The following is a 25,730-nucleotide window of genomic DNA, read 5'->3' as shown; positions in this document are numbered from 1 at the left end:
GACTCGCGCCGTCATCACGGCTGCACCACCGTGATCGTCGCCGGCGAGGCCCTGCCGACGCCGCGGATGTCCGGACGGTACATGTCCTCCACCAGCGAGGGCGGCACGGTGTACGTGCCCGGCGTGACGGCACGAACCAGGTAGAACAGCTTGGCGGTATTGCGCCGATCCAGCTTCAGCGCGGCGACATAACGGTCGTCGCGGAACTCTTCGTGCTTCACGTCCGCCGCTCCGCCGCGATCGCTGATTGATATGCCGTCGACCACGACGTCCGCCCATTGCTTGGCATCGCCCAGATTGAAGTTCTCGATCTCCAGGCCGGCCGGCAGCAGGTCGGTGAACAGCGCATCCGGGATCGCGACGTTGGCGGTGATGCCGACGCGCACGATCAGCGCCTCGCCTTCCTTCAGCGTGCCGCCCTTCCACTCCTGGCCATCGGTCGTGTAGTAGCGGCGCTCGATGCCGATCTGTCGATCGTCCGGAGCCGGTGCGCTGCGCGGAATGCCGGCGACGTCCAGCGACGCGTACAGCGGCGGCAAACCCTCCGGCGTGAAGCGCAGGCCACGTGCGAGCGACGCATGGTCGACGCTGCGGCCGAACAGCCGCACCGGTGCAATCGCCTCGGCGTCACCGCCAACGGTCCACTGACCGGACACCAGCTTCTTCTGGTCGACCATCAGCGCCTTGCCCAGTCGGGCCAGCGCCACCTGCTCCTGCGTGCTGAGCCACATCCAGCCGCTGTTGCGGCGGGCATCCAGTTCGCGGCCCAGCGAGATCGCACGGCGGTCGTACTCCGGCTTGGCCAGCTTGCGCTCGTGCACCAGCGCGATCATCAGCGCGTCGTCGCGCAACCGCGTGCCGTAATCGCCAAGGTATTCCGGGCGGTCACCGGTCTTGGCGAAGCCTTCCGCGATCGCTTTCGCGCCGCGCGTCTTGTCGCCCTGCAGCGACAGCGCGATGCCAAGGTGCACCAGCGGCAGGCCGGTCAGCGTCTTGCCACGTTCGTTGTCGTACAGCGCGCGCAGCGTACCCAGCGGTGCGCGATTGACGCGGGCCAGCACGTAACCGGCGTAGGCCTGGTTGGCGAACTTGAGGTGGTCGCGCCGGTCGTAGCCATAGAACTGCGCGCCACCCGCCAGCAGATCCTCGTTGAGGCGGGTCAGCGCCTTCTGCAGCACCGTATCCGGCACGGCGAAGCCGCCTTCGCGCGCATCCAGCAGGAACTCGGCGATGTACGGCGTCAGGCCCGGGTTGACGTAATCGTCGTCGCCCCACATCGAGAAGTGGCCGTTCGACACCTGCATCGACGCCAGCCGCCCGAACGCGCCTTCCATGCGCTCGCGGCGCTTCTTCACCTCCAGTCCGTCGATGCCGAGCAGCTTCGCCGTGGCGTCATCCAGTTCCAGCGCGGCGTAGCCCTTGCTGGTGGTCTGCTCGGCGCACCCGTACGGATATTCCAGCGCGCCCTTCAACGCACTGGCGAACGGGATCGGCGGCAGCGCACTGACCGTCATGCGCGCGGTCACCGAGCCCGGCATCAACCCGTCGGCGAAGCCCGCGCCCATCTCCACCGGCACCAGGCTGTCCAGCACCTGCGTGCGCGAGCGCAACACCGCCGGCCAGCCGGCGCGCACCGGCACGTCGTACCGGCGGTCGACCTTGAAGCCGTTGCCCTCGACGCGTACGCGTACCTGCGCCGTGGTGTAGCCCTCGCCCGCGGTGATCGGGAACGTCAGCGTGCGCTTGGCGTCCACCGACAGGTCGGCGGTCTTGCTGCCTTCGCCGATGTTGAGCGGACCTTCGCCGTTCACCAGCACCTTGAACGCACCGGCCTTGCCGGTGAAGTTCTGCACATCCAGCGTCACCGTGCTCCTGTCGCCCGGCGCCAGCACGCGCGGCAGGCTGGCTTCGGCCACGATCGGCGCGCGCACGACGGTTTCGCGATCGCGGTTGCCGTAGCGCGTGTCCGAGTAGACCAGCGCCGACACGCGCAGCGTGCCGTTGAAGTCCGGCACCTTCAGCGCGACGCGCGCATTGCCCTTGCCGTCCAGCTTGACCGGACCGGAGAACAGGTCCACGGTCCGCACGCGCGAGGTGGGTCGCTTGGCCTGCGGCAAAGCCGCCAAGGCCATGTCACCACCGAAACGCATCTTCGCGCTGCCGCCTTCGAAACTTTCGATCACGCGGCCATAGATGTCGTAGGCATCGACGCCCAGCCTGCGTTGCGCGAAGAACTGCGCATTCGCATCCGGCACCGGGAAGCGGGTGATGTTGAGGATGCCAACATCGACGGCGGATACGGTGACGTGCGCCACTTGTCCGGCCAACTGGGGCACGCTGACGACGACCGGCAGGTTCTGCTCCGGACGCATCTGCTTCGGTACCGACAGGCCGACGGCGACGCGCCGGTCGCGACGGTCCATCGGCACGTGCGCGACGCCCACGGCGCGCGCCGGCGTGATCTTGCTGGGCGCGGAACCACCACGGAATACCAGCGCGGTGACGTAGACGTCGTGGCGCTCCCAGTCCTTGGTGACCGGAATCGAGAACGTGCTGCCGGGTTTGACGTCGATCGCCTGCACGTACAGCATGCGGTCGCTCTCGACCATCAGCAGGCCCTTGCCGGCATGCGGCGGGGTGACGGTGACCTTCAGCGTGTCGCCCGCCTTGTAGCCGGTCCTGTCGAGCGACAGCTTGACCTTGTCGGGGCGCGCATCCAGCCCGCGGTTCTGGTCGTCCCAGCTCCAGCCGGCCCGGAACGGATAGCGTGTGGTCAGGCCGGTGGCGGGATCGAACACGTCCAGCCGGTACTCGCCCCACTCCACCGGGAAGTCGATCTTCGACGCGCCCGTGCCGACATCCAGCGTGCGCGTTTCCTTGTTCTCGAAGCGGCGGGTGAAGTCGTAGTCCCAGCCGCCGTCGTCCGAATGGTTCCAGTGGTAGTCGCGCAGTTCGCGCACCAGCGTAGCCTTCAGGCCCTTGCCGGGCTGCGGCTTGCCGGCGGCGTCCATGCGCACCACCTCGAAGCCCGCGTTCGCGTTGGCATCGGCGCCGTCCTTGTCGTCGAACAGCGGGCGGATGCCGACCAGCGCGGCGGCCGGCCACACCACGCGCTTGAGCGTGCGGTTCACCGTGCGGCCGCCGGTCTCGTACACGCTACCGGACACGATCGCGGCGATCGGGCTGCGCGGCTTGGCTTCCGCGGGCAGCGCGATGTCTTCTTCCAGCACGCCGTTGTCGGCCAGCGTGGTATCGATGATGTCCTTCGCTTCCTTCGGCAGCTCCATCGTCGGATCGCCGAAGAAATAGCCGGGAAGTTGTTCCAGCGGATGCTGTTCCACCGCCACCGCCAACTTGGCGGTGAAGCGGTTGCCGCCGGCGGGCGCGCCGTACAGGTAGGCGGCGGTCGCCTTGAGCTTCAGCGGCTGGCCCGGTTTCAGCACCGGCGATGCGTCCAGGTCCAGCTTCATGCGCTCGGGCAGGAACTCCTCGATGCGCAGCGTCATGCCCTGCACCGCTTCCTTGCTCGCCGGATCGGTGCGGAACTCGACCTGCCAGCGGCCCGTCGGCGCTTCCACCGGGATCGTCTGCTCGAAACTGAAATAGCCTTGCGCGCCGGGCTGCAGACGCGTTTCGCGGAAGACCTTGCCGTCGGGCTGCTTCAGGCGCAGGAAGACGGGCTGGCCGCCGCCCTGCTTCGGTGCCGGCACCGGCTTGCCGTCGTTGTCGCGCAGCAGCGCGGAGATACGCACCGTCTCGCCGGGGCGGTACAGGTCGCGACCCGACCAGGCGAACACGTCGAACCACGCCTGCTCGCGGCCGGCGACGGCGAACTCGGACAGATCGAGTGCCGGCTGGTTGAACGGCAGCATCGACACGTCCTTGCCGCGCGTGGCGACCAGCACATGGCCGGCGTCCAGCGTGTAGTTCAACAGCGCATTGCCATTGCCGTCGGTCTTGCCGGTCAGGATGGTTTCGCCACGCGCGTCCAGCACCTTCAGGTCGACGCTGCCCGTCGCCGATCCGTCCTGCAGCGACGCGGTGTGGACGAACAGCTTGTCCTTGTACGCACGCGTGTGCAGGCCGATGTCGCTGACGGTGAAGAAGGCGGTCTCGAATTCGCCGGCGAACTTGCCGGTGCGCTTCATCACCGCGAAGTACAGGCCGGGATCCTGCAACTCGCGGATGTCCTGGATCGGCAGGTAGGTCAGCATGCGCTCGTTGGGCTTGCCGCCCAGCACGAAGCGATTGAGGTAGACCGGTTCGGCCAGCTTGCCCAGCGGCGTGCTGTCGCCGTACTCGCTGTCGAGATCCCAGCTGCCGCGACGGCCGCCGCGCTGGTACTCGGCGAAGAACGTCGGCAGCTGCTTTTCGGTGACGCGGAGGAACTCCACGTCCACTTCCGGCACGTTGATCGACACCACCGGCAGGCCGCGACTCTCGCGCGCCGGCAGCACGCTGCCCTGCGAAGCGAAGCCGACGGCCGGGTCGAGTTCACCGGTATGCACCTTGCGGGTGTCGTCCTTGCCCAGGCGCGTGCCATCGGCGGCGGACAGGCCGGCTTTCAGCGTGACCTCGTAATCCTTGGCGGCCTCCACCGACGGGAAGCGCAGCACCAGACCCTTGTCGTCCAGCACCCAACTGCCCTTCACCGACGCGCCATTGGCGTCCTTCACCACCAGCAGCGTGTCGAAGTCCTGCGAGCTCACCAGCGGCCGGCTGAATTCCAGCGCGATGGCGAGGTCGCCGTCATGCTGGTCGGGATAGGCGCCGACCAGGGCGAAGCCGTCCACCTTGGCGGCCTGCGCCTTGATCGGTTCGCCGCTGGCCTCCGGCAGTTGCCCGGTCTCGTTGCGCTTGCAGCCGCCCAACAACGTCGCTGCCGCCAGCAGGACAATAAAAAACGCGCGCATCCGGGGGATACGCGCGTTCATCGTGTTCCTTTGTACCGATCCCATGTGCCATTCCCTGCCGTGGTCGTGTCGTCGGCAGTATAGAACGCAGGGGTCAACCCCGCACGCTTTCATGTGAATCGACGATCAGGCTTCCGGTGGCGTGTCGGTGGCTTCGGATGCGGTGGCCGCGATACCGGCGACGCCTTCGATCGCCTCGTCCTCGTCCAGCGACGCGTCCAGGCGTTCCACCGCCTGCAAGGTTTCGCCATCGGACAGGCGGATCAGGGTGACGCCCTGGGTATTGCGGCCGACCTGCGAGATTTCCGCCGCGCGGGTGCGCACCAGTGTGCCGCCATCGGAGATCAGCAGGACCTCGTGGTGGTCGGACAGCTGGATCGCACCGACCAGGCGGCCATTGCGTTCGGTCGTCTTCAGCGCGATCACGCCGCGGGTGCCGCGGCCCTTGCGCGGATAGTCGACCACCGGGGTGCGCTTGCCATAGCCGCGTTCGCTGGCGGTCAGGATGTCGCCTTCGCCATCGACCACGACCAGGCTGACGACCTCGGAGCCCGCCTCGGGAATCGACGCCACGCCATCCACATCGCCTGCATCGCCTTCGTCCTGCTCGCCCTCGGCCTCCGCATCCGCCCCTGCAACCAGACGCATGCCGCGCACGCCGGTCGCGGTACGGCCCATCGCGCGCACCAGCGATTCGGAGAAGCGCACCGCGCGACCGTTCGAGGCGAACAGCATGACGTCGCGCTCGCCGTCGGTCAGCGCCACGCCGACCAGCGCATCGCCTTCATCCAGATTGATCGCGATCTTGCCGCGCGCCAGCTTGAAGGCGAACTCGGTGAGCGGGGTCTTCTTGACCGTGCCGTTCCTGGTCGCGAAGAAGACGAACTTGCCGTCCTCATAGTCACGCACCGGCACCACGGCCTGGACCTTCTCGCCGGCTTCCAGCGGGATCCAGTTGATGATCGGGCGGCCGCGGGCGTTGGAGCCCGCTTCCGGCAACTGGTACACGGGCAGCCAGAACACCTTGCCGCTGCTGGTGAAGGTGAGCAGCGTATCGTGCGTGTTGACCAGCCACAGTTGGTCGATGAAATCCTCTTCCTTCGTCGCTGCGGCGCTTCGGCCACGGCCACCGCGCTTCTGCGCGCGATAGGCGCTGGCCGGTTGGCGCTTGGCGTAACCCGCGTGCGACAGCGTGACCACCATGTCTTCCGGCGCGATCAGGTCGAGGATGTCGAGGTCTTCCTCGCTGTGGCGGATCTCGCTGCGGCGCTCGTCGCCGAACTCGGCCTTGACGTTCAGCAGCTCGTCGCGGATCACCTGCAGCAGTACGTCCGGATTCTCGAGGATGCGGATGAGGCCGGCGATGACCTCCAGCAGCTGGCGGTATTCCTCGGTCAGCTTTTCCTGCTCCAGGCCGGTCAGGCGGTGCAGGCGCATCTCCAGGATCTGCGTGGCCTGCGCCTCGCTGAGCTGGTAGCGGCCGTCGACGAAGCCGATTGCCGCGGGCAGGTCTTCCGGGCGCGACGCTTCCGCACCGGCGGCGGCGAGCAGCGAGCCCACCAGACCTGGCTCCCACGTCTTCGCCAGCATGCGCTCGCGCGCTTCCTGCGGATTGGCCGAGGTCTTGATCAGCTCGATCATCTCGTCGATGTTGGCGAGCGCGACCGTCAGGCCTTCCAAGATATGCGCGCGATTGCGTGCCTTGCGCAGTTCGAAGATGGTCCGGCGGGTCACCACTTCTCGACGATGGCGCACGAAGGCTTCCAGCATCTGCTTCAGGTTGAGCAGCTGCGGGCGGCCGTCGACCAGCGCGACCATGTTGATGCCGAACACCGATTCCATCGGCGTCTGCAGGTACAGGTTGTTGAGGACGACCTCGGCCGATTCGCCGCGCTTGACCTCGATGTAGATGCGCATGCCGTCCTTGTCGGACTCGTCGCGCAGCTCGCTGATGCCTTCGAGCTTCTTTTCCTTCACCAGCTCGGCGATCTTCTCGATCAACCGCGCCTTGTTCACCTGATACGGGATCTCGGTGACGATGATTGACTCGCGGCCGTTGTCGTCGTTGACCTCGATGTCGGCCTTGGCGCGCATGCGCACGCGGCCGCGGCCGGTGCGGTAGCCGGCGATGATGCCGGCGGTGCCGTTGATGATGCCGCCGGTGGGGAAATCCGGCCCGGGGATGTACTGCATCAGGCCGTCGACATCCAGTTCCGGATTGTCGATCAACGCGATCAGGCCGTTGACCACTTCCGACAGGTTGTGCGGCGGGATGTTGGTGGCCATGCCCACCGCGATGCCGGCCGAACCATTGACCAGCAGGTTCGGGAAGCGCGTCGGCAGGACCGTCGGCTCCTGTTCCTTCTCGTCGTAGTTGGGCTGGAAGTCGACGGTTTCCTTGTCGATGTCCGCCAGCAACTCATGGGTGAGCTTGGCCATGCGGGCTTCGGTGTAACGCATGGCGGCGGCGGAGTCGCCGTCGACCGAACCGAAGTTGCCCTGGCCATCGACCAGCATGTAGCGCAGCGAGAACGGCTGCGCCATGCGCACCAGCGTGTCGTAGACGGACTGGTCGCCGTGCGGGTGGTACTTACCGATCACGTCGCCGACGATGCGGGCGGACTTCACGTGCGGCTTGTTGGCGTGGTTGCCCAGTTCGTTCATCGCGAACAGGACGCGCCGGTGGACGGGCTTCAGGCCATCGCGGACATCCGGAAGCGCGCGCCCCACGATCACGCTCATCGCGTAATCGAGATAGCTGCGTCGCATCTCGTCTTCGAGGTTGACGGGGATGATTTCCTTGGCGGTATCGGCCATTCGGGTTCCGTGTTTCTCAGGTTGTCTCGGGCCGGAATCGCGGCCAAAACGGGCCTAGCCGGCGTGGGCCGGCGAGGCAGCGACTGGCGGGGATTCCGGCGGGTTCTGCAGCCTGCCGAGTGTACCACAGCGGACACGTTGACCGGGCCGTTTCAGCCCGAGAAACAAGCACTTATGCCACTGCGCGGGACCCGCGACGGGCGACCGCACGCATCGCCGCCAACCAGCCTCCGGGCACCCAGCCTCCAGACACGAAAAAGCCCGGCCAAGGCCGGGCTTTTCGCTGGAACTGGTGGGCGGTACAAGTTTCGAACTTGTGACCCCTGCCGTGTGAAAGCAGTGCTCTACCGCTGAGCTAACCGCCCGAAATCATCGGGGCGCGAATGATAAGCGCGGAGCGGGCGCCCGGTCAACGCGCCGGGACGTCAGCGGTCCTTGGTGTCGCACAGGGCAGTGACCCGCCGGGGCGGCGAAAAGCGGTCGCTGCGCGCCTCCGGCCAGAAGTCGCGGAATACCGCGTGCGATGGCACCCGGTCCAGCAGTTCGCCAGGCTCCAGGAACCGGTACAGCGCCGCCAGCGAACGCACTTCGATCGGCGACACCCGGCGCAGGATGTGCTCCGGCCCCAGTTGCTGCGGATGCTCCAGGCCGGCCGCGCACAGCATGTCGCGCAGCGCCTTGAGCGTGTTGTCGTGGAACTGCTGTACGCGCACCGACTTGTCGGGCACGTCCAGGTGCTTCCAGCGCTTCGGATCCTGGGTCGCGACGCCGGTCGGGCAACGGTCGTTGTGGCAGCTCTGCGACTGGATGCAGCCCAGCGCGAACATGAAGCCGCGCGCCGCGTTGCACCAGTCAGCCCCCATCGCCATCGTGCGGGCGATGTCGAACGCGCTGATGATCTTCCCCGCCGCCCCCAGCCGGATGCGGTCGCGCAGGCCCAGCCCGACCAGGGTGTTGTGGACCAGCAGCAGCGCCTCGTGCATCGGCACGCCAACGTGGTCGATGAACTCCGCGGGCGCCGCGCCAGTGCCACCCTCGGCGCCGTCCACCACGATGAAGTCCGGCAGCAACCCGGTTTCGTGCATGGCCTTGGCGATGCCGAACCACTCCCACGGATGGCCGATCGCCAGCTTGAAACCGGTCGGCTTGCCACCCGACAGTTCCCGCAGCCGCGCGACGAACTGCAGCAGTTCGACCGGCGTCGAGAACGCCGAATGCTTCGCTGGCGACACGCAGTCGTACCCCATCGGCACGCCGCGGGTGGCCGAGATTTCAGCGCTGACCTTGGCCGCCGGCAGCACGCCCCCGTGCCCGGGCTTGGCGCCCTGCGACAGCTTCAGCTCGATCATCTTCACCTGCGGCGAGTGCGCATTCTCGACGAAGCGCTCCTCGCTGAAACGCCCCTGATCGTCGCGGCACCCGAAGTAGCCAGAGCCGATTTCCCACACCAGGTCCCCGCCTTTTTCGCGGTGATAGGGTGAAATCGAACCCTCGCCGGTGTCGTGGTAGAAGTTGCCGCGCCGCGCCCCTTCATTCAACGCGCGCACCGCGTTGGCCGACAGCGAACCGAAACTCATCGCGGAGATGTTGAACACGCTCGCCGAATACGGCTGCGCGCTTTCCGCGCCGATCACCACGCGGAAGTCATGGGAATCCACGCTCGCGGGCGCCATCGAATGATTGATCCACTCGTAGTCCACGCCGTAGACATCCTGCTGGCTACCGAACGGCACTACGTCGCTGACGCCCTTGGCACGCTGGTAGACCAGGGCACGCTGCTGGCGCGAGAACGGCACTTCCGCCGTGTCGCCTTCGATGAAGTACTGGCGGATCTCGGGACCCACGGACTCGAGGCCATAGCGGAAATGCGCGAGTACCGGATAGTTCCGCCGTAGCGTGCTGCGCGACTGCAGCAGGTCCCACGTGCCCAGCAATGCCAGCATGCCGAAGATGGCGACGCCCCACCACGCGGGCGACCACGTCAGCGCGAGCACCAGCGAAACGAGCGCCAACACGATACAGATGGCATAGGCGAGGTAACGCTGCATCCGGCAGTCTCCCGTGGGCCAGCCTCGATTCTATGCCATGCCCTGCGACGGCATGCCGCACGCCCGGTGGACCGCCGTCGCACCGTTGATCCGGATCAATGCCCGTCACATCGCGCGATGCGACGTTGGCGCCACCACAACCGGGGAGAAAACGACATGCATCCGATTCTGCAAGAAATCCTGATGGAGCCGGTGGGCTGGCTGGCCATCGGCGGCAGCATCGTCATGGTGGGAATCGGCGTCTTCGTGGCGCTGTTCGTCCGCCGCAAGGTCCGCGAGGAAGAGAAGAAACAGCGACGCTGAGGCGGCAGCGACGTCGTGGTGCCCGGAGCCGGAATCGAACCGGCATGGCCTCGCGGCCGGCGGATTTTAAGTCCGATGCGTCTACCAGTTTCGCCATCCGGGCCCGTGGATAGCCTGCCTCAGTCCCGTCGCCTTGGAAAGCGGTGGCGACCGCATCCCTCTGGAACGACGAAGCCCCGCAAGCGGGGCTTCGTTCGCGCTCATCGAGGAGCATGTATGGAGCGGGAAAAGGGACTCGAACCCTCGACCCCGACCTTGGCAAGGTCGTGCTCTACCAACTGAGCTATTCCCGCATTGGCGACGCGTGCATCGCCGGTTCTACTTTGGAGGCCTCGAGCGGAATCGAACCGCTGTAAACGGATTTGCAATCCGGTGCATAACCACTCTGCCACGAGGCCGAACGTTGTTGACACTCGACCATCAGGCCGGCTGCCACCGCGCCAGACTGGCGCAATCCAGACGCGTTTTCAAGGCGTCCTACAACACAAAACCCCGCGAGCGGGGTTCTGGTGAATCATCCTTTGCAGGACGAAATCTGGAGCGGGAAAAGGGACTCGAACCCTCGACCCCGACCTTGGCAAGGTCGTGCTCTACCAACTGAGCTATTCCCGCGTCGAGAAGGTCGAAATTGTAGCGTCTTGTTTCGGCATGTCAACACTCTTGTCCTCGCCATCACGCAGGATCGGCCACGCCGCGAGCAGGTACTGGATGCCGGACCACAGCGTCAGCAACGCCGCGATCGCCAGCAACCAGTCGCCCAGCAGGAACACCCAGCGCCCCATCCAGATGTCGGCCAACGCCTGCTCTCCCGGGGTGGAGGCATACAGCAGGCAGGACAGCGCCACCATCTGCACGATGGTCTTGATCTTGCCCAGCGCGGCCACTTTCACCGTTGCGCGCTGGCCAAGTTCCGCCATCCACTCGCGCAAGGCGGAGACCGCGATCTCGCGCCCCACGATGACCGCCGCCCAAATGGCCATCCACATGGTGGGGTTGTCCTGCACGATCAAAAATAGCGACACCGCCACCATCAGCTTGTCGGCGACCGGATCGAGGAAGGCGCCGAAGGCCGAATACAGGTGGTAACGGCGTGCGATCCAGCCGTCCAGCCAATCGGTGACCGCCGCCAGCACGAAGATGAACGCCGCCGCGAAATTGGTCCACGAATACGGCAGGTAGAACACCAGCACCAGCACCGGGATCAACACGATCCGCAGCAGCGTGAGCCAGGTGGGAATGGTCAACTTCATCGCAGGCTTACTCGTTTCCTGCCTCGGGGGACGGCAGCCCGTGCAGGTTAGCGTAGATTCGTTCGGCCAGTGCGGCGTTCACCCCGTCGACGCGGGCGATCTCGTCGGCGCCAGCGGCCTTCAGCCCGGCCAATCCACCGAAGTGCTTGAGCAGGCTGGCGCGACGGCGCGGACCGATGCCAGGGATGTCTTCCAGCTTGCTGGTCATGCGCGCTTTCTGGCGTTTGCCGCGGTGACCGGTGATGGCGAACCGGTGCGCTTCATCGCGTACCTGCTGGATCAATTGCAGTGCCGGCGACGCCGCACCCGGCCGCACTTCGCGCCCGTCCGGCATGACCAGCGTCTCATGGCCCGCCCTGCGCTCGACACCCTTGGCTACGCCGACCAGCATGACGCCATCGACGCCGAGATCGGCCAGCGCGGCGTTCGCCTGCGCGAGCTGGCCCGCACCGCCATCGATCAGCAGTACGTCGGGCAGCACGCCACCCTCTTCCACCGCACGCCGGAACCGGCGCTCGATGGCCTGGTGCATGGCGGCGAAGTCGTCGCCGGGCGTGATGCCGGTGATGTTGTAGCGACGGTACTGCGAGCGCACGGCACCATTGGCATCGAACACGACACACGACGCCACCGTCGCCTCGCCCATCGTGTGGCTGATATCGAAGCACTCGATGCGCTTCGCCGCCTCGGCCAGGCCCAGCAGTTCCTTCAAGGCTTCGCTGCGCGCCGTCTGCGCGTTGCGACTGGTCAGCTCGGTGACCAGCGCCAGCTCGGCGTTGCGCCTGGCCAGATCCAGGTACCCGGCACGTTCGCTGCGGACGTTCCATTTCAGCTGGACCTTCCGTCCTGCGGCGGCAGCGAGTGCGTGTTCGATCAGCTCCGCCTCGGGAATCTCGCGGTCCAGGATGATTTCCTGCGGCGCTGGCTGCTCGGCGTAGTACTGCGACACGAAGGCACCCAACACTTCCTCGGCGGAATCCTCACCGTTGGTCTTCGGGTAGAACGTGCGCGTGCCCAGGTTGCGACCGTCGCGGAAAGCGAGCAGCAGCACACAGGCCTGGCTGCCGCGCATCGCGCAGGCCAGCACGTCCAGGTCTGCCGCGTGTCCGTCCACGTACTGGCGCGCCTGCAGCGTGCGGATCGAGGCCACGAGGTCTCGCAGGCGCGCGGCCTGTTCGAACTGGAGTTCGGCACTGGCCTGCTCCATCGCGCCCGCCAGTTCGCGGGTCAGCTCGTCGCTGCGTCCGTCCAGCAGCAGCGTCGCCCGTCTCGCGGCCTCGGTGTAGTCGGCTTCCTCCACCAGACCGACGCAGGGTCCGCTGCAGCGGCCGATCTGGTATTGCAGGCAGGGCCGCGACCGGTTGCGGAATACGCTGTCCTCGCAGTTGCGGATGCGGAACAGCTTCTGCATCAGGTTCAGCGTGTCGCGTACCGCCGTCACGCTGGGATACGGGCCGAAGTAACGACCCGGCACCGCGCGCGCGCCGCGATGGAACGCGATCCGCGGCCACTCTTCACGCGTGAGCAGCACGTAGGGATAACTCTTGTCGTCGCGCAGCAGCACGTTGTAGCGCGGCGTCAGCGACTTGATCAGCTGGTTCTCCAGCAGCAGCGCCTCGGCTTCGGTGCGGGTGACCGTCACGTCCATGCGCGCGACCTGCGAGAGCATCGACAGCGTGCGCGGCGATTTCGGCGAATTGCTGAAGTAGCTCGCGACGCGCCGGCGCAGCGCACCGGCCTTGCCGACGTACAGCAGCGCGTCGTCGGCCGCGTACATGCGGTAGACGCCCGGCGCCGTGCTCAGGCCGGCCGCGAAGGCCTTGCCATCGAATTCCGCCTGGGGACTACCGCTCATTCGTCGATCGGAACGTGGCTCAATTCGCCGGTGGCGATATCGTAGCGCAGCACCGCGTGGGCATCGGTCTCCGCAATCCACACCGCGCCCGCCGCGATCGAGAGACCCGCAGGCCCGTGCAGCCGGCGCGGCAGCGCCACCGTGGACAACTCACCGCCGCCCAGGCGCAGCGTGCGCAGGGTGCCGTTGCCGGTATCGGCGATCCACATGATCGGTGAGTCCGGGCTCAACGCCACTGCCTGGGGATGCTGCAGCTGGGCGCGATCGCGCGGGCCATCCTCGTCGCCGAAGCTCCAGACGCCCTGCCCGATCAGCGTCTGTACCGTATCGCCGCGCAACTGCAGCGAGCGCAGGGCCGACCCCGCCGCATCGCAGACATACAGGGTCTGCAGCACCGCCGTGAGGCTGGCGGGTTGTGCGAATGCGGCCATGGGCCCGCTGCCATCGCGGATCTCGAGTTGGCCCGATCCGGCGCGCGCGCGGATCTCGCGTGTGCCCAGGTCATAACTCCAGACCCGGTTGTCGCCCGCCATCGCCACGAATATCTGGTTGTTGTTGACGACGATGGCCTGCGGCTGGTTCAGCGCCACATCGCGCGGCGCCGTGACCACGCCTTCTGCAGGCTCGCCCGCACGGCCATTGCCGCACAGCGTATCGACGGTGCTCGTCGGCAGGTTGATCCGTCGCAGGGCGTGGTTGCCGGTGTCGGCGACATAAAGCGATTCGCGCACCAGGGCCAGGCCCTGGGGACGACGGAAGGCCGCATGGTTCAGTTCGCCGTCGGCGAAATCCGGCGTGCCCATGCCGAACTGCCGGATCACGCGGCCATGGTGGTTGCACTCGAGGACGCGATGGTGCCCGCTGTCGGCGACGAACAGGCGGTCCGGCGTGGCCACCAGCCCGGACGGGAAACACAGCGGCATGCGCGGTTCGGGGTTCGCTTCGCGGAAGGCGCGCAGGTCGTCGTCGGGCGGTTCGTGCAGGCCCTCGCAAAGACGTGCGATCTGCCGCTCAAGCTCCGCCAGGCCTTCGGCACCGATGGCACGATGGCGCACGTTACCCTCGCCATCGATCAGCAGCACGGTCGGCCAGGACTCCACGCCGAAACGCTGCCATGCGACCCAGTCGGCGTCATGCGCCAGCGGCAACGACAGCCCGTGGCGGCGCAAGCGCTTCAGTGCGGCCTGCGGGTCGCGTTCACTGTCGAAGCGCGGCACGTGGATGGCCAACGCCTGCAGGCGCCCCAGGTAACGGGCCTGCAGCACGGCAAGGTCGTTGAGCCGTTGCGCGCACCAGGCAGAAGCGCTGTTGACGAAGGCCAGCGCAACGATGCGCCCCCGCTGCTCGTGCAGCGTGGTCGCGGGCGCGTTCAGCCAATGCAGGCCACGCGGCAGTTCGGGAGCCAGGGTCATATCCGTCATCGTGCCCGATTATGCCCCAGTCTCAATCGACGGCGAGCCGGTCCACGACCGCCCGTGCCGCCGAATCGACCAATCGCCAGACCTGCTGGAAGTCCTCCGGTCCGCCGGTGTACGGATCAGGCACCTCTCCGTTCGCTTCGACGCCGGCCCAGTCCAGCAGCAGGACGACGCGCTCGCGACGCGCAGGCGGCGCCAGGCGAAGGACATCGCGGAGATTGGCGCGGTCGGCGCACAGGATCCAGTCGAAGGCCTCGAAATCGGCCGCCGCCAGCTGGCGCGCACGCTGCCCACCGATATCCACTCCATGTCCTCGCGCGCAGGCAATGGCCCGGCGATCCGGCGGTTCGCCCGCATGCCAGCCGCCGGTCCCCGCGGAGTCGACCTGCACGCGGCCGGCCAGCGGCGGCGACGCCAGCCGGGCACGCAACGCGCCTTCCGCCATCGGCGAGCGGCAGATGTTGCCCAGGCAGACCACCAGCAGTTTCACGCCTGCGCCTGCAGGATCGCCTCGGCGCGCGCGAGGTCCTCGGGCGTGTCGACACCCGGCGGGAAAGGTTCCGGGGTCAGCGCCACGGCGATGCGATGGCCGGCTTCCAGCACCCGCAACTGCTCCAGCGACTCCACCTGTTCCAGCCGGCCCGGCGGTATCGCGGAGAAGCGCCGCAGGAACCCGGCACGGTAGGCATAGATGCCGATGTGCCGCAGCCATTGCCCGGGAGGAAGCACATCGCGCGATTGCGCGAACGCATCGCGGTGCCACGGGACCGGGGCACGGCTGAAATACAGCGCATCGCCGTTGGCCGCACGCACCAGCTTGACCGTATTGGGATCGAACAGCGTGGCCGCATCCTCGATAGGCACCGCCAGCGTGGCCATCTCCGCACCACTGGCGGCCAGCGTCTCGGCGACGGTGCGGATGCCGGCCGGCGGGGCGAACGGTTCGTCGCCCTGCAGGTTCACCACCAGCGTCTCATCGGTCCAGCGAGCGATGTCGGCGCACTCGGCCAGACGGTCGCTGCCCGACGCGTGGCGCTCGGACGTCATCGCCACCCGCACGTCGGTGCCCTGCAGCGCATCGCGGATGCGGGCATCGTCGGTGGCCACCCAGACCTCGCGCGCACCCGCTGCCAGTGCACGGCGCGCGACGTGCACGACCAGCGGCGTACCGCCGAGCAACCGCAACGGCTTGCCCGGCAGGCGGGAAGCGGCATAACGGGCGGGAATGGCGACGATGAAATCGGTCATCGGAATCCAACTCGACGGAAAAGGAACACCATCAGCGACCGGCGCTCGCCGATGGCACAGGACCCAGCCGCTCCAGCAGCGCGATCCAGAACGCCTCGGGCAACTTCGCCGCCACCGGCACGCTGTAGAACCAGGCATTGGCGAACGCGGCGCACTTCACCGCGTCCTTTTCGGTCATCAGCACCGGCAGTTCGCTGCCGAAGGCGAAATCCTCGGCGCGGTAGGCATGGTGGTCCGGGAACGCGTGCGGCACCACGCCCAATCCGCGACTGCGCAGCATGGCAAAGAAGCGATCCGGATTGCCGATGCCGGCCACCGCATGCACGCGCTGCCCGACGAACGCCGAGAGCGGCTTCGGGCGACCGCCGCGCACCGGCAACGCATCATCGGCCTGCAGGTGCATCGGCCACTCACCGAACGCGGCAGCGCCATCGGCATCCGGCAGGTTGACCACGCGGAAATCGCATTCGTCCGCGCGCGCGGCCGGCTCGCGCAGCGGTCCCGCCGGCATCAGGCGACCGTTGCCGTAGCGGCGTACGCCATCGATCACCTCGATCTCCACGTCACGCTGCAGGCGATAGTGCTGCAGGCCGTCGTCGCAGACGACGACATCGCATCCGGCCGCCACCAGCGCCTTCGCTGCGGCCACCCGGTCGCGATCCACGCGTACGCGGGTGCCGGTCTGGCGTGCGATGAGGACCGGCTCGTCGCCCCCCTCCGCGGGCGGCGTCGCCGCATCCACCCACCGCGCCTGTCCTTCGCCACTGCGACCGTAACCGCGGCTGGCCACGCCCGGCTTGAAGCCTGCTGCGCGCAGCCGCTCCACCAGCGCGATGGTCAACGGAGTCTTGCCGGTGCCGCCAGCGATGAGGTTGCCCACCACGATGACCGGTACACCGATGCGATGCCGACGCAGCAGGCCGGCGCGATACAACCGCCGCCGCAGCGCGACCGCAGCGCCATAGATGCCGGACAGCGCGCGCGCCCACACCGGCACGGCACCTCCGCCGAACCAGTATCCGGGAGGCTGCGGCATCGCGCGCTTGCTCACCCCGCCTCGCCCTCGTGGAACTGCATCTGGTACAGATGGGCATACAGCCCACCGCGCGCGAGCAGCTCGGTGTGCCTGCCCTGCTCCACCAGCCGGCCCTGGTCCAGCACCAGCACCTGGTCGGCGTGTTCGATGGTCGACAGCCGGTGCGCGATGACCAGCGTGGTGCGGTCCGGCATGAGCTTCTGCAGCGCGTTCTGCACCAGGCGTTCGGATTCGTTGTCGAGTGCCGCCGTCGCCTCGTCGAGGATCAGGATCGGCGCGTCCTTCAGCATCGCGCGTGCAATCGCCAGGCGCTGGCGCTGACCGCCGGACAGGCGGCCCCCCTTGTTGCCGATCGGCGCCTGCAGGCCCTCCGGCAACTCGCGCACGAACTCCATCGCATTGGCACCCTGGACGGCGTCTTCCATCGCCATCGCGTCGGCGCCCTGCAACTCGCCGTAAGCCACGTTGGCGGCGACGGTGCCGTCGAACAGCATCACCTGCTGGCCTACCAGCGCGATCTGCCGACGCAGGTCGGCCAACCGGTACTCCTGCAACGGCTGGCCGTCGAGCAGGATGCTGCCGGATTCGGCCTCGTAGAAGCGCGGGATCAGCTTGATCAGTGTCGACTTGCCACTGCCGGACCGCCCGACAATGGCGGTGACGGTACCGGGGCGCGCCGTGAAGCTGATGCCGTCCAGTGCGGGTTTGCTCTGGCCGGGATAACGCGCGGTGATGTCGCGGAACTCGAGCACCCCGTCTGCGCGGCCGAGCTCACGCGTGCCGGCATCCCGTTCGTCCTCCGCATCCAGCACCGAGAACAACCGCTGCGCCGACGCGACACCCCGTTGCAGCATGTTCTGCACATTGGTCAGCTGCTTGAGCGCGGGGATGATCGCCATCATCGAGATCATCAGCGTGACGAAGCCGCCGGCCGTCAACCGCCCTGCCATCGCCTCGCGACCGGCGAAGAACAACAGCAGGGCGAGCCCGATGGCGCCCATCAGCTGCACCATCGCCGAGGACACGCTGCGGGTGGCCTCCACCTTCATGGCCAGCTTGAGATTGGCGTTGGCCAAACCGGCGTAGCGTGTCAGCTCGCTGCCCTGCGCCCCGTAGATCTTCACTTCCTGCTGGTTGGACAGGGTCTGGTCCGCGGCCTGCATCATCTCGGCGCCACTTTCCTGGATGCGGTGGCTGATACGCCGGTAGCGCTTGGCCACCTTGTCCATGATCCACGCCAGCGGCGGCGCCATGACCAGGATCGCCAGCGTGACCTGCCAACTGGTCCAGAACATCACCACCAGCGCCGCGATGATCTGCAGTATCTGCTGCAGCATCACCTTCATCGCGTCGACGGCGGCCTGCGACATCTGGTCCGCATCCGAGCCCAGCCGCACCAGCATCGCCGGCACCGGTTCGGTATCGAAACGCAGGCCCGGCAGTCGCAGGTACTTGCCCAGCACGTTGACGCGGACGTCGCGGGCGATGCTGCGCGCCGCCTTGCCCATGCCCATGTCGGTGATATAGCCGGCAATGCCGCGGATCACGAACAACCCGACGATCGCCAGCGGCAACAGCAGGCTCTTGGCCTTGTCGCGGTCGATGAAGGTCTCGTTGACCACCGGCTCCATCAATTTGCTGAAGGCACCCCCGGCGGCGGCTTCGATCAGCATGCCGATGGCGGCCAGCGCCAGCAGTGCCCGATAGGGCCGCGCGAAGCCCATCAGCCGCTTGTAGACCTGCCACGGCGAATCCGCCGGACTCACTTCTGCGCCTCCGGCGCGGTGGCGATGTTGATCTTGCGGAAGCCCAGCTGGCCCAGTGCATCCAGCGCGGTCACCACCGCCTGGTGCGGCGTGCGGGCATCGGCGCGCAACAGCACCGGCCGGCTGCGGTCGGTGCCGGCGACCTGTTGCAGGGTCTGCTTCAAGGCATCGATGTCGGGACGGAGCACTTCGTGTTCATCGACGAAGTAGCGCCCGTCGGCATTGACCAGCACGCTCAGCGCCTTCACCTGCGCCGCCACCGGCTCGCCGGTCGCGCTCGGCAGCTGCAGCTGCAGCATCGAGCGCGCATCGAAGGTGGTGGTGATGACGAAGAAGATGATCAGCACCAGGATCACGTCGATCAACGGCACCAGGTTGATCTCGGGCTCTTCCTGCGAACGGTCGTCGCGGATGCGCATGCGCCGGCCTCAGGCGCTGGTCGGTGCCGCGGCCGGCGCGACCGCGCCGGCCGGACGGACGGCGGTACGCGGATGGCGGGCTTCCAGCGCATCGACCAGCGCGGTGGCCTCCTTCTCCATCTCCATCACGTAGCCGGTGACCTTGCCGCGGAAATACCGGTGGAACAGCAGCGCCGGGATGGCCACGATCATGCCGGCCGCCGCGCAGACCAGCGCCTTGCCGATACCGCCCGCCAGCGCGTTGACGTCGCCGACGCCACTGTCCTGGATGCCGAGGAACATCTGGATCATGCCGACCACGGTCCCCAGCAGGCCCAGCAGCGGGCCGGCCGACGCAATGCTGCCCAGCGCGTTGAGGAATTTCTCCATGCGATGGACCACATGGCGGCCGGTGTCTTCGATGCGCTCGCGGATCTGGTCGCGCGGCTTGTTGCGGACATCCAGCGCCGCCGCCAGCAGTTCACCCAGCGGTGAATTGCGGCGCAGGGATTCGATGTGGGCCGGTTCCAGTTGGCCACGGCCGGCCCAGGCACGGACTTCTTCGCCCAGTCCGGGCGGCAGGATCTCCTTGCGACGCAGCGACCAGAAACGTTCCACCACGATCGCCAACGCCAGCACGCCAAGCAGCAGCAGCGGGATCATCGGCCAACCGCCGGCCTTCACCAGTTCCAGCACGTTCAGTCCTCCGGCGCATCCGGCCGTCCTTCTTCCAGCCGATAGGATAGCCCACCGGCCTGCCGGCGCTGCACGGCGTCCCACCAGCGCGCCCGGTCGTGACGCCGTTCACGCACCTGCAGGCCATCCGCGCCCAGCCATACGCGCAGCGCACCACCTGTCTGCGTATCCAGCACCTCGGCACCCTGCCTGCGCCAGCGCGCGACGACCTCCTCCCGCGGATGGCCGAAGCGATTGCCCGCGCCACTGGCATTCAGCACCAGTCTCGGCGATGTGGCCGCGACGAAGGCCGGATCGGATGACCCCGCACTGCCGTGGTGCGGGAGTACGACCACGTCGGCCCGCAGCGCATCCGCATCGCGGTGGACAAGCCCACGCTCGACGATGGCGCCGATATCGCCTGGCAACAGCAGATTGCCATGTGCCGTTTCCACCTTCAGCACGCAGCTCGCCTCGTTGCCCAGATAGGGGAAATGCAGGCCCGGATGCAGGACGCGGAAGCGCACGCCATCCCATGTCCATGAAGCGCCGGCGACACACGCCGCCTGCGCATCCACCGGACTGCCCGGCGGCGCCAGCACCGCGCGCACGGGCACGCTGTCGCGCACCGCATCGACGCCGCCGGCATGATCGTTGTCACCGTGGCTGACCACGAGCGCGTGCAGGCGCGGCACCCCGAGCGCCCGCAGCGCCGGCACGACGGCACGCTCGCCGGCATCGAATCCATCCTCGACCGCAGGCCCGGCATCGAACAGCAGCGCGTGGTTGGCCGTACGCACGAGCGCCGACAACCCTTGCCCCACGTCGATGACCACCAGTTCCACTTCGCCTCCACGCGGCAGGTCGCGGTCCGGCCACAGCAATGGAAGCCACAACAGCAGCGCCAGCGACTTGCCCGGCACGCCGCGGGGCAACAGCAGCCAGAACCCGCCGGCCAACGCCAACCACAGCGCCCACCCGGGGCTTTCCGGCAACCACCACAACGCGTATCGGAAATCCGCCAGGCGCTCGAATACCTGCCAACTCGGCGCAAAGCACGCTGCCGCCATCCGCCACGCCCACGCGCCGGCACCCGCATGCACCACGTCGAGGGCGGTGCCGAGCAGCGACAGCGGCACGACCACCAGGCTCCACCAGGGAATCGCCGCGAGATTCGCCACCGGACCGGCCAGCGAGGCCTGCCCGAACAGCACCGCCGTCACCGGCAACAGCCCCACCGTCGCAACCGCCTGCGCAGGCAGGAAGGCCTTGGCCCAGTGCAAGGACGCCGGCAGGCACCATGCCAGCCAGGCCACGCCACCGAAGCTCAGCCAGAAGCCGGCGGCGAGCAGCGACAACGGGTCGAAGAGGAGTACGGCGACCATGGCGAGCACCAGCGTGTCGACGATCCGGACATGGCGACGCGCCAGATGCGCCAGCACCACCACCGCGATCATCAACACCGTGCGCACGGTCGGCAGCGCGAAGCCGGCCACGGCCGCATACGCCAGTGCGCCCGACAATGCGGCGGCGCCTGCCGCCTGCGGGCGCGGAATCCTGCGGGCCAGCGCCGGGATCAGCCACCACAGCCCGGCCGCTGTCCACGCGCAGGCACCCGCCACCATGCCGACATGGAACCCGGAGATGGCGATGAGGTGCGTCAGCCCGGTCGCACGCAGCACGGACCAGTCGTCGTCATCGAGACCGCGGGTGTCGCCCAGTGCCAGCGCCTGGATGAAGCGCGCCTCGCGGCCCGCCACAGCGTCGGCGATGCGGGACGACAGTCGGCTGCGCCACGCGTCGATGCCCCGACCCGGCGACAGTCGGCGGGCTCGCAGCGCATCGCGGACGTAACCCGTGGCGCTGATGCGCTGCGCCGCCGCGTACCGCTCCGCGTCCATGCCGCCCGGATTGGACAACCCGCGCGGCGCCCGCACACGGACCAGGAATTCCCATCGTTCGCCGGCCCCCAGCCGCGTCCTGGGGCCGGGCACCGCTGCACCGAAATCGTCGTACCACGCCAGCCGCAGCAGCCGCCCCCGCAGCGGTGCCGGCTGCCGCGACGTGTCATCGACGCGCAACAGGAATCGCGTTCGCCGCGCCTGCGGCTCGGGCAATTCGACGACCCGACCGGCCACCGTCACCTCGCGCCCTTCCCAGTCCACGGGCAACTGCGCGCCGATGCTCCACGCGGCATGCACACCCGCCCACGCCGCGCCGGCGAGCAGCGCCCCGACGACGCGCCAGCGCAGGCCTGCCCACCAGACGAACACGCCCGCGCCCAGCATGGCCCACAGCACCATGGTCGTGGGCAATACGGGCTGCCACAGCATGCCGACCATCCCGAGCAGCAGCGCCACCCCGGCTGCCAGCCCGAAGGCTGCAGGCGCCTCCGATTCCGCCGCCTCCATCTCAGCGGTCCAGCGGGCTGAGCACAGCGCCCGCCCCGCGATTGAGGACGTGCGTGTAGATCTGCGTGGTCGCGACATCCTTGTGCCCGAGCAGCTCCTGCACCGTGCGGATGTCGTACCCGCCCTCGATCAGATGGGTGGCGAACGAATGCCGCAGCGTATGCGCGGTCACCGGCTTGGCAATCGCCGCCGATACCTGCGCCCGCTTGAGGGCCCGCGACAGCATCGCCTCGTCCAGGTGATGGCGCCGCCATCGTCCATCGCGGGGATCCAGACTGATGGCGCGCGCCGGGAACACGTACTGCCACCCCGCCTCCCGCGCGGCCTTCGGATACTTCCGCGACAGCGCATGCGGCAGCCACACCTCACCGGCGCCGTTCGCAAGATCCTGCCGGTGCAGTACGTGCACGCGATCCACCTCGGCGTGCAGGGCCGGGACCAGGGAGGCGGGCAGCACCGTCCGCCGATCCTTGCCGCCCTTGCCCTCGCGCACGGTGATCTCGTTGCGTGCGAAGTCCAGGTCCTTGACCCGCAGGCGCACGCCTTCCATCAAGCGCATGCCGGTCCCGTACAACAGGCGCGCCAGCAAGGCCATGCGGCCGTCCATCTGGGCCAGCAGCGCGCGCACTTCCTGCTGCGACAACACCGTGGGCAACCGCTGTGGCCGCTTGGCGCGCACCACCTCGTCCATCCACGCCAGCTTCTGGCCCAGGACCTCGCGATAGAGGAACAGCAGCGCCGACAGCGCCTGGTTCTGCGTACTGGCCGCAACCCGTCCATCGACCGCCAATCCGGTCAGGAACGCCTCCACGTGCGTCACTCCCAACTCGCGTGGATGGCGCTTTCCATTGGCAAGGATGAACCGCCTGATCCACCCCACGTACGCACGTTCGGTGCGCAGGCTGTAGTGACCGACCCGCAATCTGCGGACGACGTCCTCGATCAGGCCGCTACGCCCGCCCCCCGCCTGCCCGTCGGATACCGCCCCATCCTTCGGCTGATCGTCCATGGCTCCCGCATTCCCTGCGAACAACGCGGGCAACATCGCAGGCAGCCGCTCCCCCGACCATCGGCCAAGCCACTGAAGGCCTATAGGAAAATCCCGACCGGCGCCCCCGCCCGGCACCCGTGGTTCTACCGGGCGGTGGTCGATGCGTGAGCGGCCAAGCCGATGTGCGGCGTTGCGTTGTACCGGGCCAGCGCCACCGGGGCAGCGGTGCCGGCGAAGGGCAGTGCAAAGCGGGCGCGACAGCCCCGAACCCGCGCCCCGTCGCGCACGCATCGCGCATGGAAGGGCGGGCCAAGGCCCGGCGTACGGATCCGCGCCGTCAGCGGCAGATGAAGAAGCAGCCCAGCATCGACTTGTCCAGGGTCACCTGCATCGCCTCACCCTCCTTGAGGTGCACGGTCCTGGAGAAGGTGGTCTGCCGCTTCACGTCCTCGAACCAGTAGGCGACCTGATCGTTGGAGCCGATGTGCCGGTTGCCGACGTACACGTCCGTGCGGCCCACCACCTCGCTGCGGGTCACGGTCTCCTTGAAGGAGAAGTCGGCGATCAGCAGGTACTCGCCGGCAGGCAGCTTGGTGAAGCGGAAACCGCCCTGGTCGTCCAGGATCGTGGCGAACATGAAGTGCTTGGCGATGCGATCGGGAATCTGGTCCGGCCTCTTCTCGCTCTGCCTGACCATCTCGAACCACTGCTTGAACTCCTCGCTCATGTGGATCAGGCCCACCCGCTGGCTGCCCTTCGGCGGGTACTGCTTCCTGGCCAGCACCGCGGCCTTGAAGAAGGCGGTGCCCGCGATGCTGGAGGTGCCCATCAGGCGGATGTCCGAGGTCGCCTCGGCCAGGCCCTTGCCGCCGGTGAAGCGGCGGCCGGCCAGGCAATCGAGCATCGCGCCCCGGGCCTGGTCCAGGCCGTCGTAGGACAGGTCGAACACATCGACGCCGCCGACGCGCACACGCAGGTCGCGCTCCCTGGTACGCATCGAGCCCATGGTCTGCGGCAGGTCGCCCACCGGGATCATCAGGAAGCCCTCGTCCCCGCCGGCGCCCGGCATCAGCGCACCGCGCATGGTGGCCGGGGGCAGCGCCTCCTGGCGCAGTTCGATGCTGACCTCCTGCGCGGACGCGGGCCTGCCGATGCGCGGCCCCTGCAGCAGGATGGCGGCGGTGGCGGACTTGGCCGTGGGGCCGACCAGGGCCATCCGGGCGTTGCCCTTCTTGCCCGAGATGAAGCGGGCGGCGCAGCCGCGCCCGGGCTGGCCCTCGGGCTGCTGCAGGAACCAGGCACCGTCGGCGTTGCGGGTAATCAGGCGGCCTTCGTCCCCGTCGCCGGGCGTGGTGGCGTTCGCGGCACCCCAGGCGGTGGCGGCCAGCAGGCCGATCAGGGCAGGGGCAAGCAAGGAGAACTTCATCGTGGTCGTTCCATGTCCAGGTCTGCAGGATTGTGAGACCTCCCCTGCCGTTCACGAGGGCCGTTAGTCACTCCTGCGGTGCCGCGCGCCGTCCCGAGCGTTGCCGGTTGACACATTTCGATGTTTAGCTAACTATCACATCATGAGCCAGGTCTTCCGCGCCCTTTCCGATCCCACCCGCCGCCAGGTGCTGCAGTTGCTGCGCAAGGGCCCGCTCAGCGCGGGCGAGCTGAGCGAGCAGTTCGATGTGTCGAAACCGACGATGTCGGCGCATTTCGCGGTGTTGAAGGAGGCCGACCTGGTGCATGCGGAAAAGGTCGGCAAGTCGGTGATCTACCACCTGAAGCTGTCGGTGCTGGAAGACGCGCTGCTCGGCTTCGTGCATTCGTTCGGTGCGGGCACGGCCGCGCCGAAAACCAAGAAGGAGTCTGCGAAATGAACCGAGAAATGATGACCAGTCTGGCGTGGGGCCTCGGCATCGTGGGGCTGGCGCTGTGTGCCACGTTCGCGCGCTCGCGGGGCTATATCGACAGCGAGATGGTCGACCGCATCGTGATGGGGGCGATCGGGTTGATGGTGGCGTGGTTCGGCAACCAGATGCCGAAGCGGTTCGTGCCGAGTGCGCGGGCGCGGCAGGCGCAGCGGGTGGCGGGCTGGTCGATGGCGCTCAGCGGGTTGGTCTATGCGGGGTTCTGGATCGCGGCACCGAAGGAGGTGGCGGTCATCGGCGGTTCGCTGGCGGTGTTGCTGGGCATCGGGGTGACGGCGGCGTACTGCCTGTCGCTGCGGAACAAGGCGCGGGTGTCGGGCGCCTGAGGCGGGCCTGGGCGGACGGTGTCCCGCTCCGGCATGCAGGGTGTGCGGCCATCGTGGCCCCACGTGTGAAGTGAAATGCCCGATGCCCTGCGCTGCAGCGCCTGGGTGGACGAATCGCCGGGGGCATCAGGCCCGCATTGGATGTTTTTGATGCAGCGATGGATCGTTTTGATGGAACGCTGGATCTGTTCGATGCGGCGTTGGATCTTTTCGATGCGGCGTTGGATCTGTTCGATGGAACGTCCGATCTTTTCGATGCAACGTTCGATCCTGGTGTTAGATGACTGCATGCTTTCGATCCAAGGTTGGATCGTTTTGATGGAACGTTGGGTCTTAGTGTTAGAAGAACCGATGTTTTC

18 protein-coding genes, 5 tRNA genes and 1 pseudogene are annotated in these 25,730 nt (G+C 67.7%); 4 read left to right on the top strand and 20 right to left on the bottom strand.

The annotated features are described in order from the left end of the window. Positions 1 to 14: 14 nt before the first annotated feature. From AX730_RS13520 to AX730_RS13505, 4 genes are all read right to left on the bottom strand, one after another. Positions 15 to 4,958 (bottom strand): alpha-2-macroglobulin family protein, encoded by a 4,944-nt coding sequence (locus AX730_RS13520; protein WP_407071497.1) that lies wholly within the window; start codon positions 4,956 to 4,958, stop codon positions 15 to 17. Between the two features lie 81 nt (positions 4,959 to 5,039). Continuing rightward, entirely contained in the window at positions 5,040 to 7,730 is a 2,691-nt protein-coding gene (gyrA, locus tag AX730_RS13515) for a DNA gyrase subunit A (protein ID WP_062357369.1), read from the bottom strand. Between the two features lie 290 nt (positions 7,731 to 8,020). Next, positions 8,021 to 8,095: transfer RNA gene (locus tag AX730_RS13510), tRNA-Val, on the bottom strand. A gap of 60 nt (positions 8,096 to 8,155) precedes the next feature. Next, positions 8,156 to 9,778, bottom strand: a complete 1,623-nt coding sequence (locus AX730_RS13505; protein ID WP_062357367.1) for an FMN-binding glutamate synthase family protein — start codon at positions 9,776 to 9,778, stop codon at positions 8,156 to 8,158. A 156-nt stretch (positions 9,779 to 9,934) separates the two neighbouring features. On the opposite strand from AX730_RS13505, the gene AX730_RS18930 reads away from it, so the two are divergent. Continuing rightward, positions 9,935 to 10,081, top strand: a complete 147-nt coding sequence (locus AX730_RS18930) for a DUF3149 domain-containing protein (RefSeq protein WP_157074253.1) — start codon at positions 9,935 to 9,937, stop codon at positions 10,079 to 10,081. A 16-nt stretch (positions 10,082 to 10,097) separates the two neighbouring features. Here the strand turns inward: AX730_RS18930 and AX730_RS13500 are convergent. The 16 genes and pseudogenes from AX730_RS13500 to AX730_RS13425 form a co-directional block, all read right to left on the bottom strand. Further along, positions 10,098 to 10,184, bottom strand: a tRNA-Leu gene (locus AX730_RS13500). Between the two features lie 114 nt (positions 10,185 to 10,298). Next, positions 10,299 to 10,374 (bottom strand) — tRNA-Gly (locus AX730_RS13495). 31 nt (positions 10,375 to 10,405) lie between these two features. After that, positions 10,406 to 10,479: transfer RNA gene (locus AX730_RS13490), tRNA-Cys, on the bottom strand. 138 nt (positions 10,480 to 10,617) lie between these two features. After that, positions 10,618 to 10,693, bottom strand: a tRNA-Gly gene (locus AX730_RS13485). After that, complete coding sequence (gene pgsA / locus AX730_RS13480) at positions 10,684 to 11,331, bottom strand: CDP-diacylglycerol--glycerol-3-phosphate 3-phosphatidyltransferase (protein WP_062357366.1); 648 nt, start codon at positions 11,329 to 11,331, stop codon at positions 10,684 to 10,686. Before pgsA ends, AX730_RS13485 begins: the two co-directional genes overlap by 10 nt. Before the next feature lie 7 nt (positions 11,332 to 11,338). Continuing rightward, the gene (gene uvrC / locus AX730_RS13475) at positions 11,339 to 13,186 is read right to left on the bottom strand and encodes an excinuclease ABC subunit UvrC (protein ID WP_062357364.1); all 1,848 of its coding nucleotides are present in this window, start codon (positions 13,184 to 13,186) and stop codon (positions 11,339 to 11,341) included. Further along, positions 13,183 to 14,598 carry a redoxin domain-containing protein gene (locus AX730_RS13470; protein WP_062357363.1) on the bottom strand — a complete coding sequence of 472 codons (1,416 nt, stop codon included), beginning with the start codon at positions 14,596 to 14,598 and terminating at the stop codon, positions 13,183 to 13,185. Before AX730_RS13470 ends, uvrC begins: the two co-directional genes overlap by 4 nt. A gap of 31 nt (positions 14,599 to 14,629) precedes the next feature. Continuing rightward, a complete protein-coding gene (locus AX730_RS13465) occupies positions 14,630 to 15,094 on the bottom strand; it encodes a low molecular weight protein-tyrosine-phosphatase (protein ID WP_062357361.1) in 465 nt (154 codons plus the stop codon). Further along, entirely contained in the window at positions 15,091 to 15,852 is a 762-nt protein-coding gene (kdsB, locus tag AX730_RS13460; RefSeq protein ID WP_062357360.1) for a 3-deoxy-manno-octulosonate cytidylyltransferase, read from the bottom strand. Before kdsB ends, AX730_RS13465 begins: the two co-directional genes overlap by 4 nt. A gap of 31 nt (positions 15,853 to 15,883) precedes the next feature. Further along, positions 15,884 to 16,903, bottom strand: coding sequence for a tetraacyldisaccharide 4'-kinase (gene lpxK / locus AX730_RS13455; protein WP_062357358.1), 1,020 nt, complete (start codon positions 16,901 to 16,903; stop codon positions 15,884 to 15,886). Next, positions 16,900 to 18,612 carry a lipid A export permease/ATP-binding protein MsbA gene (gene msbA / locus AX730_RS13450; protein ID WP_062357436.1) on the bottom strand — a complete coding sequence of 571 codons (1,713 nt, stop codon included), beginning with the start codon at positions 18,610 to 18,612 and terminating at the stop codon, positions 16,900 to 16,902. Before msbA ends, lpxK begins: the two co-directional genes overlap by 4 nt. Positions 18,613 to 18,650: 38 nt before the next feature. After that, on the bottom strand, positions 18,651 to 19,073 hold the full coding sequence (locus AX730_RS13445; protein WP_062357357.1) for an ExbD/TolR family protein: 423 nt from the start codon (positions 19,071 to 19,073) through the stop codon (positions 18,651 to 18,653). A 9-nt stretch (positions 19,074 to 19,082) separates the two neighbouring features. Next, positions 19,083 to 19,748, bottom strand: coding sequence for a MotA/TolQ/ExbB proton channel family protein (locus AX730_RS13440; protein ID WP_062357355.1), 666 nt, complete (start codon positions 19,746 to 19,748; stop codon positions 19,083 to 19,085). Next, positions 19,642 to 22,138, bottom strand: a pseudogene (locus AX730_RS13435) (DNA internalization-related competence protein ComEC/Rec2); the annotation flags it as partial. The pseudogene AX730_RS13435 and the gene AX730_RS13440, both read right to left, overlap by 107 nt. 1 nt (position 22,139) lies before the next feature. Then, positions 22,140 to 23,147, bottom strand: coding sequence for an integron integrase (locus tag AX730_RS13430; RefSeq protein ID WP_083537907.1), 1,008 nt, complete (start codon positions 23,145 to 23,147; stop codon positions 22,140 to 22,142). A gap of 319 nt (positions 23,148 to 23,466) precedes the next feature. Next, complete coding sequence (locus AX730_RS13425; protein ID WP_198147202.1) at positions 23,467 to 24,555, bottom strand: hypothetical protein; 1,089 nt, start codon at positions 24,553 to 24,555, stop codon at positions 23,467 to 23,469. A 142-nt stretch (positions 24,556 to 24,697) separates the two neighbouring features. Between AX730_RS13425 and AX730_RS13420 the strand changes: the two genes are divergently transcribed. From AX730_RS13420 to AX730_RS19400, 3 genes are all read left to right on the top strand, one after another. After that, on the top strand, positions 24,698 to 24,994 hold the full coding sequence (locus AX730_RS13420) for an autorepressor SdpR family transcription factor (RefSeq protein ID WP_062357351.1): 297 nt from the start codon (positions 24,698 to 24,700) through the stop codon (positions 24,992 to 24,994). Next, complete coding sequence (locus tag AX730_RS13415; RefSeq protein ID WP_198147201.1) at positions 24,991 to 25,371, top strand: hypothetical protein; 381 nt, start codon at positions 24,991 to 24,993, stop codon at positions 25,369 to 25,371. The genes AX730_RS13420 and AX730_RS13415 overlap by 4 nt, the downstream gene beginning before the upstream one ends. A gap of 75 nt (positions 25,372 to 25,446) precedes the next feature. Further along, the coding region (locus AX730_RS19400; RefSeq protein WP_232310263.1) for a hypothetical protein at positions 25,447 to 25,730 on the top strand (284 nt) is incomplete at its 3' end.

It is taken from the genome of Pseudoxanthomonas mexicana (genome assembly GCF_001556105.1).
Lineage (GTDB): Bacteria > Pseudomonadota > Gammaproteobacteria > Xanthomonadales > Xanthomonadaceae > Pseudoxanthomonas_A > Pseudoxanthomonas_A mexicana_A.
The sequence above is the reverse complement of the archived record's forward strand: the minus strand, read 5'-3'. Positions and strand labels throughout refer to the sequence as shown.